Genomic DNA, 13,054 nt, shown 5'->3' on the forward strand with positions numbered 1-13,054 from the left:
CTCAACGACCGCCCCCGCATGACCCTGGGCTGGGCCACCCCAGGTGAGAAGATGACCCAACTCCTCGGTGTTGCAACCACCGGTTGAGCCCACCGCGCGAACGGAAACTGTCCAAGATTGCGCCACGCGGGGCCTGCCGGGCCAGGCAGGCCGAGCCAGGCCCGAACCAGGCCGAGCCGAGCCGAGCCCGCCGAGACGAGCACGCCGAAGCGAGCCGATGCCAGGCCGGACCGGGCCGAGCGCGCCAGTTCAGGCCGGACCAGACCAGACCAGGCCAGACCGGACCAAGCCAGGCCGGACCGCACGGGCCGAAGGAGCCGGACCAAGCCAAGCCAATCCGATCCAGGCCGAGCCGCGCCGGGCCAGGCCGAGACCGGGCCAGGCCGAGACCGGGCCAGACCGAAACCAGGCCAGACCAAAACCAGGCCAGACCGAAACCAGGCCAGACCGAAACCAGGCCAGACCGAAACCAGGCCAGACCGAAACCAGGCCAGACCAGGCCAGACCAGGCCGAAACCAGACCAGGCCGAAACCAGGCCAGGCCGAAACCGGGCCAGGCCAGGCCAGGCCAGGCCAAAGGCAGAGACCAGGTCGAGCGGAACTCAGCCGAGCCGTACGAGGCCCACCCAACTCAGCAAGAGACCGACGCCAATACCAGCAAGGTCAGAAGAGGACCGTGGCGAGCGTGCCGATCGGTTGGAAGCCGCACCTCTCGTAGACCCGGCGGGCGGGCAGGTTGAAGTCGTTGACGTACAGGCTGACCGTTGGGGCGACCCGTAGCAGCGCATCACGGACCACGGCTGCCATGGCCGCGGTGGCGATCCCCCGGCCGCGCCACTCGGGTGCGACCCAGACGCCCTGGACCTGCGCGGTCCGTTTGGTCACCACGGCCAACTCCGCCTTGAACACGACCTTGCCGTCGACGAAGCGGGCGTACGCCCGACCGGCCCGGACCAGGTCGCTGACCCGCCGGCGGTAGCTGCGTCCGGCGTCCTCGGCCAGGGGTGAGACGCCGACCTCTTCGGTGTACATGGCCACCGCCGCCGGAAAGAGCCGGTCGACTTCGCCGGCGCGGACCTGGCGGACCTCCGGGTCGGCTTGCACGGCTGGCAGCGCGTCGGTGGCCAGGAGCGGCTGGTTGGGCCGGACGTCCCGCGCTGGCCCCCAAATGTCGGAGAGGCGGTCCCAGAGCCCGAGTACGGCGTCCGCCCGACCGACGATCGACGAGCAGAGTCGCTCCTCACCGGCGAGGAGGTCGGCGAAGGCGGAGACGGCAGCATCGCTGGCCAGCACCGGAGTGAGGTTGCCGCCGAGCCAGCACAGCGACTCCAGGTTGCGGCGGGAGCCGTACCCCAGGATTCTGCCTTCGGCCCGCCACCAGGACAGCCCGCGCGCGGCGATGCGCTCGGCGACCTGCGCGCCCGCGAACGGGTCATGGTCGAGCAGTCGCTCGACCGCGCGGCGCTCCGATTCCCCCAGTTGCCGTACCGGCACCGTCAGCACGCCTACCAGCCTGCCAGATCGACACCCCGCCCCGCCGGCCGAGTGGCGAGCCCGGCCTCAGACGCTTACCGGCTCGAGGGCCGGCCTCCGGCTGGCCCATGCGACGACCGGGGGCACCAGGGCCCCGAGCAGGAGGAACAACCCACCGAGCGCCAGCCAGCCCGGTACGCCCCAACCGAGCGCGAGCGTGGTCACCACGACCGGTGCGAGCATCTTGCCCAACTCGTAGCCCATGCCGTACGTGCCCTGGTACTGCCCTTGGGCGTTCGCTGGCGCCAGCCCGAAGGAGATCCCCCAGCCGGCGGCGGAGTGCCACAGCTCCCCGACCACGTGCGCCAGCGCCCCGCAGCCGAGTAGGCCGATGGCCCCGGCGGTGGGCAGCGCGCCGCTGGCGGCGAAGAGTACGCAGGCCAGCGCGACGGCCACTCCCGCGCGGCGGGCGGAGCGTGCGGCTCCCGGGACGGTGTCGGCGCTGCGCGCGGCGCGGACCTGGAGGAGCACCACCAGGATGGTGTTGACCAGCGTCAACGCGGAGATCATCCAGATGGGCGCCCGGGTGTGCCCGGCGATCCACAGCGGCAGGGCGATGGTGAGCAGGCTGAAGTGCATGGACATCAGCCCGTCGAGCAGGGTGAAGGCCAGGAATGGGCGGTCCCGCAGGGCGATCAGCCGGGGCCCGTGCGTCGGGGCGGCGACCGGCGCGACGCTGGGCAGCCGGACGAGGACCGCCGCCGCGGCCAGTGATGCCGCCGCTGTGGTCAGGATCAGCGCGACGTACCCGGTGCGGGTGTCGGCGGTGATGGCGAAGCCGCCGAGGACGGCGCCGACGGAGATCCCGACGTTGGTGGTGGCCCGCAGGTAGGCCCGGGTGCGGACCCGCTGGTCGGCGGGGATCGCGCCGGCGATCAACGCGCCTCGGGCACCGCGCTCGACGGCGTCGGCGAGGGCGGTGGCAGCTCCCACCAGCAGGAAGGCGGGGAACGACCGGACGGCGGTGAGGCCGACGGTCAGGGTGCCGGCGGCGAACAGCGCGCCGACCTGCACACCGCGCGGGCCGAGGCGGTCGGCCAGGTAGCCGCTCGGTGCGCTGGCCAGCACGCCGACCAGCGCCGAGATGGTCAACCCGACGCCCACCTGGGTTGCCGACAGGCCCACCGACCGGGTGAGGAACAGCGCGCTGGCGACCAGCCAGAGGCCCCGCCCGACGGTTTTGACCAGGGTGCCGAGGGTGAGGATCCGGGCCGGGCCCGGCGGTGGGAGCAGTCGCATGGCCAGCATCCTAGCAAGACGTACGTACGGTTTGGGAAATTCAAGGTTGTCGGCGATGCGTTGCCGATATATCGTTGATGCATCAGCGACAGTCCGAAGAGAGGGCAGTCCGAAGAAAGGACGAACCAATGAGGTTCCATCGAGAGCAGCACCCCCTACATGAGGCCCGCCGGCGCGGCTTCGGCTTCCCGCCGGTCCCGCCCGGTCCGCACGGACACGGGCACGGCGGACCGGGCGGTGGCTGGGGCGGACCTGGTGGCCGTGGCCGTGGGCGGGGCCGGGGCCGACGCCCCAACGTTCGTGGCGCGGTGCTGGCCCTGCTCATCGAGCGGCCGATGCACGGCTACGAGATGATCCAGGAGATCGACTCGCGCACCGGCGGTGCCTGGCGGCCGAGCCCCGGCTCGATCTACCCGACCCTCCAGCTTCTGGAGGACGAGGGCGTGATCGTGGCCAGCACCGAGGAGTCCGGTGGCGGGCGGAAGCGGTTCACGGTCACCGAGGCCGGTCAGGCCGAGGCCACCGAGGCGGCGCAGACGCCGCCCTGGGCGGATTTCGCCGAGGACACGGTGAACAGCTGGCACGACATCCGCAACGCCGGCACGCAGGCGATGAACGCGCTGCGCCAGGTGATGATGAACGGCACCGACGACCAGCGTGAACGGGCCGCCCAGGTGCTCGACGAGACCCGGCGCAAGCTGTACGCCATCCTCGCCGAATCCGAGTGACACGCGGCAGCGCCGCACCAAGAGCACCGCACCAACGAAAGCGGCCGTCTCCCCGAGAGGGAGACGGCCGCTTTCAGCGGCCAGCAGGGATCAGTGGACCGTGACGGGGGGGGCGGGGGTCAGGCCGGGCAGCTCCCCGGGCAGCTCGGCGCCCATCTCGTCGGCGATCCGCAGCGCCTCCTCGATGAGGGTCTCCACGATCTGGCCCTCGGGCACCGTCTTGACGACCTTGCCCTTGACGAAGATCTGGCCCTTGCCGTTGCCGGAGGCGACGCCCAGGTCAGCCTCACGGGCCTCGCCGGGGCCGTTGACGACGCAGCCCATGACCGCCACGCGCAGCGGCACCGGCAGCCCTTCCAGGCCGGCGGTGACCTCCTCGGCCAGCTTGTAGACGTCCACCTGGGCCCGGCCACAGGACGGGCAGGAGACGATCTCCAGGCCGCGCTCGCGCAGGCCCAGCGACTCGAGGATCTGGTTGCCGACCTTGATCTCCTCCACCGGCGGGGCGGAGAGCGACACCCGGATCGTGTCGCCGATCCCCTCGGCGAGCAGGGCGCCGAAGGCGACCGACGACTTGATGGTGCCCTGGAACGCGGGGCCGGCCTCGGTGACGCCCAGGTGCAGCGGGTAGTCGCACTGCTCGGCCAACTGCCGGTACGCGCGGATCATCACGACCGGGTCGTTGTGCTTCACCGAGATCTTGATGTCCCGAAAACCGTGCTCCTCGAAGAGCGAGCACTCCCACAGCGCCGACTCGACCAGCGCCTCGGCGGTGGCCTTGCCGTACTTGCTGAGCAGCCGCTTGTCCAGGGAGCCGGCGTTGACGCCGATCCGGATCGGCGTACCGGCGGCGGAGGCCGCTGCCGCGATCTCCTTGACCTTGTCGTCGAACTGGCGGATGTTGCCCGGGTTGACCCGGACAGCCGCGCAGCCCGCGTCGATCGCGGCGAAGACGTACTTGGGCTGGAAGTGGATGTCGGCGATCACCGGAAGCTGCGACTTCTTGGCGATCGCCGGCAACGCCTCGACGTCGTCCTGGGACGGCACCGCCACCCGGACGATCTGGCAGCCCGCCGCGGTCAGCTCGGCGATCTGCTGGAGGGTGGCGTTGATGTCGGAGGTGAGGGTGGTGGTCATCGACTGCACGGACACCGGCGCGCCACCACCGACCGGCACCGAACCGACCATGATCTGACGGCTGGCCCGGCGGGGGGCGAGCGGCGGGGGCGGCATGGCGGGGATACCGAGACTGACAGCGGTCACTTCAGGCACTCACCTTGGGAAGAGCGTGATCGGGTTGACGACGTCCGCGGTGATCGTAAGCAACGTGAACACGCCGCCGATGAGGATCACCACATACGTGAAGGGCATGAGCTTGAGATAGTCGACGCGGCCGGGGTCGGCGCGGCCGATCCGCGCGTACAGCCAGGAGCGGGCCCGCTCGAACCAGGCGATGGCGATGTGGCCGCCGTCCAGCGGGAGCAGCGGCAGCAGGTTGAACACGCCGATGAAGAAGTTCAGCGAGATGAACAGGGTCACGAACATCAGCCACGCCTTGTTGGCGAACGCCTCACCACCGAGCCGGCTGGCGCCGACCACGCTGATCGGGGTGTCCACGTCACGCTCGCCGCCGGTGATCGCGGTCCAGAGGGCCGGCACCTTCTGCGGCAGCCGCTGCAACGCCTGCACCGTGCCGACGGCCAGTTCCTTCGTGAAGTGGCCGGTGGCACCGAACGCCGCGACCGGGCCGTACGTCACTCGGTTCGGGGTGGTGATGGTGAGCGTGACGCCGAGCGCGGCGACCGGACCGACGGTGCCCTTCGGGTTGTCGATCGGCGGGCGCTGCGTCTGCGCCAGGACCGTGCTGGTCTGGGCGGGCTGCCCGTCGCGGACATACCCGACCTGCGCCGTCTCGCCCGGCTTGAGGGCGCGCAGGGCGGTGAGCATCTCACCGTAGTTGTTGACCGGCTTGCCGTTGAGCGAGGTGATCCGGTCGCCGTCGCGCAACTGAGCCTGGGCCGCGGGACTGGCCGGGTCACCCGGGGCGCAGGCGCGCTGCTCGAGTTTCGGCATCACGCAGTCGGAGATCGAGATCACCGCCGGCTCCTGCCGGACCTCCGCGTCGGTGGTGGGGGCGTCGGGGTTGGGTAGGCCGAGGGAGACGGCCGCCACCCAGATCGCGATCAGTGCCAGCGCGAAGTGGGTGATCGACCCCGCGGACATGACGATCGTGCGCTTCCAGACCGGGTAGCGCCACATCGCCCGCGGCTCGTCGGCCGGGTCGACGTCGTCGTCCTGCGCGGTCATCCCGACGATCTTGCAGAAGCCGCCGAGCGGAATGCCCTTGAGGCCGTACTCCGTCTCACCCCGCTTGAACGACCAGACGGTGGGACCGAATCCGACGAAGTACTTTGTGACCTTCATCCCGAATGCCTTGGCGGTCAGCATGTGACCCGCCTCGTGCAGGCTCACCGAGATGAGGATGGCCAGGGCGAAGATCGCCACCCCGAGCAGGTTTGCCATCAATTTCCTTCCACCGAACCCGCGATGATCTCCTGCGCGTGCGCACGCGCCCACGACTCAGCGGCGAGCACGTCCTCGACGGTACCCGGTTCGCTGAAGTCCGGAGCCTCGTCCAAAACTCGTTCGAGGGTGTCGACGATGCCCAGGAACGGCAGCCGCCCGGCCACGAACGCCGCCACGCACTCCTCGTTCGCCGCGTTGTAGATCGCCGGACGGCAGCGCCCGGTCTCCCCGGCGGCCTTGGCCAGGGCGACGGCCGGGAACGCCGCGTCGTCCAACGGCGCGAACTCCCAGGTGTGCGCGGCCGCCCAGTCGAGGGCGGTGGCCGCCTCCGGCACCCGGTCCGGCCAGCCGATACCCAGCGCGATGGGCAGCCGCATGTCCGGTGGGCTGGCCTGCGCGATCGTGGAGCCGTCGACGAACTCGACCATGGAGTGGATCACCGACTGCGGGTGCACCATGACGGTGATGTCGGCGTAGGGCACGTCGAACAGCTCGTGCGCCTCGATCACCTCGAGCGCCTTGTTGACCATCGTCGCTGAGTTGATCGTGACGACCGGGCCCATGTTCCAGGTGGGGTGCGCGAGCGCCTGCTCCGGGGTGACCTGGGTCAACTCGTCGCGCCGCTTACCCCGGAACGGTCCGCCGCTGGCGGTGACGATCAGCCGACGCACCTCGCCGCGCGACCCGGAGCGCAGGCACTGGGCCAGCGCCGAATGCTCCGAGTCGACCGGCACGATCTGCCCCGGCCGCATCACCGCGGCCTTGACCAGCGGCCCGCCGGCAACGAGCGACTCCTTGTTGGCCAGAGCGAGGGTACGACCACCGCGCAGAGCGGCCAGCGTAGGAGCGAGGCCCAGCGAGCCGACCACCCCGTTGAGCACGATGTCGCACGGCCACTGGGCCAGCTCGGTCATCGCGGCCGGACCGGCCACGATCTTGGGAAGCTTGAAGTCTCCGGTGGCCCACCCGCGCCGACTCGCCTCCGCGTAGAACGCGAGCTGGAGGTCCTGCGCGGCGGACGCCTTGGCCACCCCGACCGCCTCGACACCGAGCTCGAGGGCCTGGGCGGCGAGCAGCGCGACGTTGCCGCCGCCGGCACCGATCGCCACCACCCGGAACCGGTCCGGATTACGCCGGACGATGTCGATGGCCTGGGTGCCGATCGACCCGGTGGAACCGAGCAGGACGAGATCTCGGGGGGAAGTCACATCGCCATTCTTCCCCACGGTCGCTGAACGCCCGCTGGGAGCCTCAGCCCTCGCCGGTCACCTGCGGCTCCTCTGGCGCCTCCTCGTCCAGCAGCTCGGCCGGGTCGATGGCGAACTCGAACGGCTCCCGCATGGAGAAGGTGCTCCCCGCCGCCGCCGCGGCCAGTGGCCGGTACTCCCCGTCGACCAGCTCGAACAGGGCGATGGTCGGCACCCGGTTACGCAGGTCCACCCGGAGGAAGAACGGCACCCCGGCAGCGGCGTACTCCCGGGGCCGGTCGATCACGTCCTTACGCCGGTTCCCCGGCGAAACGATCTCCCCCAGCAGCACCGCCTCGGCGATGGGAACCGTCGTGCGGCCGCCACCCGAGTTACGCAGGACAGCGATGTCCGGGATGAAGAGATCGTCACCAGACAGGACGTTGATCTCCGGGTAGACCCAGAAACCGGCCTTGCGCGCTGCACGGTGCAGCACGTAGGGCAACTCTCGCTCAACTGACTGATGATCGATTCCCGAGTGTGGTGTCACGATCACGCTTCCGCTCAGGACCTCAACCTTGGGGCCGTTGGTCTCCGGCAACAGGTCGAGGGCGAGCTGCGCGGTCCACGGCTCGTCGTGCCACCGCAGCACGTCGAACGACGGCTCGGTGTGCTGCGGCGCCGGCTCCGGCGCGAACGCTGCCTGGGCCATCCGGGCTCACCCCCTCAGCGGAACATTCTGCTCAGGTCAGCCTAGCCACCGCAGGCCCCGAAGCGCGGCACCGCACACCCGGTCCGTCATCAGTTCACGCGCTGCCCAGCCTGGTTCGCTGACGCCCAACGCCGAGCCAGACGGCCACGCCGACGCAGGTGATCGCCAGCAGGGGCAGGAGCACCAGAGCGGGGTTGACCCACGCCGGAACGAGGTCATGGGTGGCGTTGCACTTGTCGTGCAGGGGGAACCATCGCGACGGCTCCTGCCAGTGCGTGGAGCGGTAGGCGCTGTCATAGGTGGCGCCGGCCGCGTGGCAGGACTCCTCCGCGTTCATGGAGGCACCCGCGAAGGCGCCGACAAACCACGTGACAGCGGCGGCGCCGACCGCGAGCCCCGCTGTGCCGATGAACCAGCCGGGAGTCCTCCACCGGCCGTTGAGCAGGGGCCGAACCCACAACCACAGCACGAGCAGGGCGGGTATGGCGAGGCAGAGAGCAGTCGTGATGACACCCATGCTGTGGTTTCCAGCCCTCCTCGGTGATTCCCTCGTCGTCGCGAGGCCCGCCATCAGGCTTTTGATCATGGCACGAGCTGGCACGTCGTCGCCGTCCATGTCGATCGTGGTCGGCTGTCGTCACGCAAGGCGACCACGACGGCCGCTGCGCGGCGGCCTGATCGACTCGAGATCGCCGATGGCGGGCCATCCGAGCGCCCGGATACCCCGACATCGCCGAAACCGTGTGGATCAAGCGGCCGAAAAGAGTGTGCTCCCCCGGCCGAGGCCGGGGGAGCACACTCTTTCGCGGAGGGTCAGCCGCCGTTGATGACGAACTGTGAGCCCGGCTGGATGACGATGTTGCCGTCGGCCGAGTTGGTGATCGTCACGTTGGTCAGATTGGCGTTGCCTCGTGCACCGCTCATCGCGAGGATGCCCGCGCCGTTGTTGGACTTGTCGATCCGCACATTGGTGATCGCGACGTTCGGCATGTTGCCGCCGCCGTTCTTGAACTGGATGCCGTCGTACGTGGAGTCGATGATGTCGGTGTCCCGGATCGTGACCCCGACGATGTCCCTGGTGGCGGGGAAGAGGGTGATGGCACCGAACTCCTGGTCCTCGTTCCAGAAGGCACCACCGGTCCGGTAGAGCCCGTTGTTGGCGATCAGTGTCGTCCCGGAGAAGGGCAGCGGGTCGTGGTCCGTCGCCAGCATGATGCCCGGGTAGTTCGCGGTGTCGTAGATCAGGTTGTTCTCGATCGAGTTGCCGTAGCCGCCGTAGATGGCGATACCGTTCGCCCGCCAGGGCAACTGGATGGTGTTGTTGACGAAGTGGTTGTCGTGGGCGATGTCGACGGTGCGGTCCTTGACGTACGGGTTGGCCCAGACGGCGAGGGCGTCGTCGCCCGTGGTGCGGAAGGACGAATTGAACACTCGCGAGTTCCGCGTGCCGTTGCTGAAGTTGATGCCGTCCGCGTAGGTGTCGCGGATCCGCATGCCGGTGAACTCCAGCCCGTCGGCCGGACCCCACAGGTCGGGGATGTTGTCGTAGTCGCGACCGACCCAGACACCCACGTTGGCGTGCTCGATCCAGACGTTACTGATCTTCGTGCCGGTCCCGAACCGACCGTTCAGACCCACGCCGCCCTCGGCGTTACCGTCACCGCCACGGATCCGGCCCGAGCCGAAGATGGCGATGTCGGAGATCTGGGTGTTCTTGTCGATGTCGAAGCCGAAGTTGCCCTCGTGCGGGTGGTTGATGCCGCCCACCACGTTCTGCGGCTCGGTCAGCGTGTAGAGCTGCGAGTGCCACATGCCGGCGCCCCGGATCGTGACGTTGCTGATGCCGACCTGGTTGTGCGTACCCCGGTTCAGCGGGTCGTCGGTCAGGATCTTCTGCTCCTGCCGCCACTGCCCGGCCGGGATCCAGACGCAGCTGATGACCCCGTTCTGGTCGTCGGTCACCGCCCGCTGGATGGCCGCGGTGTCGTCCAGCCCGTCGTTCGGGACCGCACCGTACGACGTGATCGAGGTGCAACCGGCCGGCTGGCTCGCCGGCGGCGCCACCTGCTCCAGGTCGATCATGTCGATGATGTAGAACGACGCGGTGTCACCCGAGTCGCGCTGCAACTTGAAGCGGGTACCGGCCGGGTAGGACTGCGCCAGCAGAGCGTTCGACTCGTCGAACAGACGCCGGGCGTCGGTCTGCGGGCTGTTGGTCAGCGCCTCCGGCCCGTCGGTGTTGCCGTAGAGCCAACTGTGCTTCGACGAGAGCGTCAGCTTCCGGGAGAAGACGTCGTTGATGTAGAGGCTGATCGTCGCCTCGATGCCACCACCACCGGGGGCGTCCGGGATGGAGTTGCGCACCACGATGGAGTTCGCCGCGTTGGCCGAGGTGAATTGGACGTACTGGCCCGTGCTGTTCAGCCGTACCGACTTGCGGCCCGAGGACTCGGTGGCGAAGTTGGTGTGGCCGAAGGTGCGTAGCGCGTCGGTCTCGAGCAGCGTGCCCTGGTAATGGGCGGCTTCCGCCTCGTAGGAGACGTACGGGACCGCCGCGCCACGCCCGACCACGATGGCCTGGGAGAAGGCGTTGTTGGTCTCGTTGGTCTCGGCGACCGCATTGGTCGCGTCGGCGGTGGCCGTGATGGTGGCGCCGCCGCTGGTGGCGGTCCAGCTGCCGGAGACCGCCACGTTGACCGTCGCGCCAGCGGCGATCGACGCGGTGTTGGTGTTGAGCGTGGTGCTGCCCACCGTCAACCGGGTGACCGTGGTCGCGCCGGTCGCGGTGGTGCCACGGTTGCGGACCGCCACGGTGAACGTGACCGCCGCGCCGACGGCCGGGTTCGGCGGGTTGGAGGTGATGCCGAGGACCTGGAGATCCGGGCCCGGCGCCTGCACGACCACCAGCGGCGAGGCCGCAGTGAGGCTGTTGTTGCCGTCGTTCTGCTCGACGATCGTGTTGGTCGGGTCGACCACCGCCGAGACGCTGTAGCTGCCCATCGCCCGGGTGCCGGCGTTGAACGAGACCGTGGTCGAGGCACCAGCGGCGAGCGCGCCCACCGAGGCGCTGCCGACGACCGTGCCGGCCAGGCTGAAGTTCACCGTGGTGGCGCCGGCGGACGCCGACCCCGCGTTGCGCACGGTGGCCGAGAGGGTGACCGGGGAGACCTCGCTGGGCGACGAGGGCGACCAGGTCACCGCGCTGATGACCAGGTCGGGGTTGGGTGCCGCGGTGCCGCACACCTCAAGCTCGGCCACCTGACCTGAAGGGGCTCCGCTGTTGGAGGTGAACCGCAACTGCACGTCCGCGGTGGTCGCCGTGACGGGGATGCTCACCACGTTGTTGCCCTGGACGAACTGGTAGGTCGCCGCCGACACCAGATTGGTGTACGACGAGGAAGCCTGGTCGCGGCCGAGGACCTGGATGGTCTGCGTACGGGTGCCCCAGGACAGGTCCGGGTTGAGCTTGACGGTGACGGTCGAGATGGAGTGGTTGGCACCCAGCGCCACGGTCAGGTTCTGCGGGTAGCTCGGCGCGCCTTCCCAGTACGTCCCGAGTTGCCCGTCGTTCGCCTTGTCCGGGGTAAAGCTGAAGGTGGAGCCGCTCGCCGTCATGGTCTTGCCCTGCGCCACGTTGGTGCAGGCGGGAGGGTTGCTGCCGGTCCGGGTGACGGTGTTGCTGTTGCCGGACAGGTTGCCCGCGCCGTCCCGGGCGCGCACGTAGTAGGAGACGGTCGCGGTCGGCGGCTGGCTGTCCTGGTACGTGAGGACGGTGCCCAGCGTCGCGATCAGGGTGCCGCCACGGTAGACGTTGTAGCCGGCCAGGCCGCTGCCGCCCGAGTCGGTGGAGGCGCCCCAGGTGAGCGTGATCGTGCTGCCCGACGTGCTGTGCGACAGCGTCCCCGGGGTGCTCGGCGCAGTGGCGTCACCGCTACCGGTACGGGTCACCGTGTTGCTGTTGCCCGAGAGGTTGCCCGCGACGTCGCGCGCCCGGACGTAGTAGGACACGGTCGCCGTGGCCGGCTGCGTGTCGTTGAAGGTGGTCACGTTCCCGATCGACTGCAGGAACGAGCCGTTGCGGTAGACGTCGTAGCCGGCGATGCCGCTGCCGCCCGCGTTGTCGGTCGACGCGACCCAGTTGAGGGTGATCGTGGTGCCCGACTGGGTGTACGAGAGGTTCTGCGGGACGCTCGGCGCGGTCGTGTCCGGGCTGCCGCCGCCGCTGCCGTAGATCTCGACCTCGGAGAGCTGCCCGGCCGGCCAGCCGCTGTTGGCGGTGATGTTGATCCGCACGTACCGGGTGGAGGTCTGGTTGAAGTTGATCGTGACCGTGTTGCCGCTCGCCGGGTTGAACGTGTAGGTCTGCGACCCGACGATGTCGCTGAACGACGACCCGCTGGCGCTGCCCTGCACGCTCAGCGTCTGCGTACGGGTCCCCCAGCCGGAGGTCGGCAGCTTCAACACGACCTGGTTGACGGCCTGTGACGAGCCGAGATCGACCTGCACCCACTCGGGGAACGAGTTGTTGACGCTCTCCCAGTAGCTGCCCGCGTTGCCGTCGACGACATTCCCCGAGCCGTACACGTCGGCGTGGCCACTCTCCTGGGTGGGACGACCCAGGGCGAGGTTGGTGGCCGCCGGTACGGCGTTGGCCGCGGTCGGCGCGGCTGCCTTGTCGGCCGGGCGGGGATCACCGGCCGCGTACGCGACGGAGGCGGACCCTGCCGTCGCGATCATGGTGGCCGCGACTGTCGCCGCCACCATCCTGAACAGATTCGTTCGTCTCATCACGGTCCTTCGTTGGGGGACGGTTGCCGCAGGCGGCGTGACCACGGGGGTGGGGTGTACGGCGGTGCATCACCGGCCCGACGCGAGGGCGCGCGGGGGCCGGGTGTCGAGGTGCCGGTGTTCGGGGGTGCCGGCAGCTGGCGGGGCTGTGGGGGCGGAGGTGAGATGACCAGCGGGCCTCCTCAAGAAGTGGGGATGAATCCCACCAAACACAGTGCCCCGCTGGAATTTTCGAGCACGTGCAACGAATCAAGCACGTCTTTGTCGAGATCTTGCACGGCGTTGACCAAAGATTACTGACGTGCTACGAGGGCGTCAACACTTCGACCATCTTGACTATT

The 13,054-nt window shown here is 69.4% G+C and carries 9 protein-coding genes; 1 reads left to right on the forward strand and 8 read right to left on the reverse strand.

Annotated elements, in window-relative coordinates; genetic code table 11:
- Window positions 1-663: 663 nt before the first annotated feature.
- Both V6V47_RS30745 and V6V47_RS30750 read right to left on the reverse strand, forming a co-directional pair.
- Window positions 664-1,503 carry a GNAT family N-acetyltransferase gene (locus V6V47_RS30745; RefSeq protein WP_334632026.1) on the reverse strand — a complete coding sequence of 280 codons (840 nt, stop codon included), beginning with the start codon at window positions 1,501-1,503 and terminating at the stop codon, window positions 664-666.
- Between the two features lie 57 nt (window positions 1,504-1,560).
- Window positions 1,561-2,772, reverse strand: a complete 1,212-nt coding sequence (locus tag V6V47_RS30750) for an MFS transporter (RefSeq protein WP_334632028.1) — start codon at window positions 2,770-2,772, stop codon at window positions 1,561-1,563.
- Window positions 2,773-2,900: 128 nt separating this feature from the next.
- On the opposite strand from V6V47_RS30750, the gene V6V47_RS30755 reads away from it, so the two are divergent.
- Window positions 2,901-3,500 (forward strand): PadR family transcriptional regulator, encoded by a 600-nt coding sequence (locus tag V6V47_RS30755; protein WP_334632029.1) that lies wholly within the window; start codon window positions 2,901-2,903, stop codon window positions 3,498-3,500.
- A gap of 90 nt (window positions 3,501-3,590) precedes the next feature.
- Here V6V47_RS30755 and ispG read toward each other — a convergent pair whose 3' ends face one another.
- The 6 genes from ispG to V6V47_RS30785 all read right to left on the reverse strand — a co-directional run bounded on the left by ispG (window position 3,591) and on the right by V6V47_RS30785 (window position 12,713).
- Window positions 3,591-4,763, reverse strand: coding sequence for a flavodoxin-dependent (E)-4-hydroxy-3-methylbut-2-enyl-diphosphate synthase (gene ispG / locus V6V47_RS30760; RefSeq protein WP_334632030.1), 1,173 nt, complete (start codon window positions 4,761-4,763; stop codon window positions 3,591-3,593).
- A 9-nt stretch (window positions 4,764-4,772) separates the two neighbouring features.
- On the reverse strand, window positions 4,773-6,023 hold the full coding sequence (locus V6V47_RS30765) for a M50 family metallopeptidase (protein WP_334632031.1): 1,251 nt from the start codon (window positions 6,021-6,023) through the stop codon (window positions 4,773-4,775).
- On the reverse strand, window positions 6,023-7,234 hold the full coding sequence (dxr, locus tag V6V47_RS30770) for a 1-deoxy-D-xylulose-5-phosphate reductoisomerase (RefSeq protein WP_334632032.1): 1,212 nt from the start codon (window positions 7,232-7,234) through the stop codon (window positions 6,023-6,025). Before dxr ends, V6V47_RS30765 begins: the two co-directional genes overlap by 1 nt.
- 43 nt (window positions 7,235-7,277) lie before the next feature.
- Window positions 7,278-7,925 (reverse strand): Uma2 family endonuclease, encoded by a 648-nt coding sequence (locus V6V47_RS30775; protein ID WP_334632033.1) that lies wholly within the window; start codon window positions 7,923-7,925, stop codon window positions 7,278-7,280.
- A 94-nt stretch (window positions 7,926-8,019) separates the two neighbouring features.
- On the reverse strand, window positions 8,020-8,541 hold the full coding sequence (locus V6V47_RS30780; RefSeq protein ID WP_334632034.1) for a hypothetical protein: 522 nt from the start codon (window positions 8,539-8,541) through the stop codon (window positions 8,020-8,022).
- 197 nt (window positions 8,542-8,738) lie between these two features.
- Entirely contained in the window at window positions 8,739-12,713 is a 3,975-nt protein-coding gene (locus tag V6V47_RS30785; protein ID WP_334632035.1) for a CARDB domain-containing protein, read from the reverse strand.
- Between the last annotated feature and the right edge of the window lie 341 nt (window positions 12,714-13,054).

It is taken from the genome of Micromonospora sp. CPCC 205539, assembly GCF_036906815.1.
Lineage (GTDB): Bacteria > Actinomycetota > Actinomycetes > Mycobacteriales > Micromonosporaceae > Micromonospora.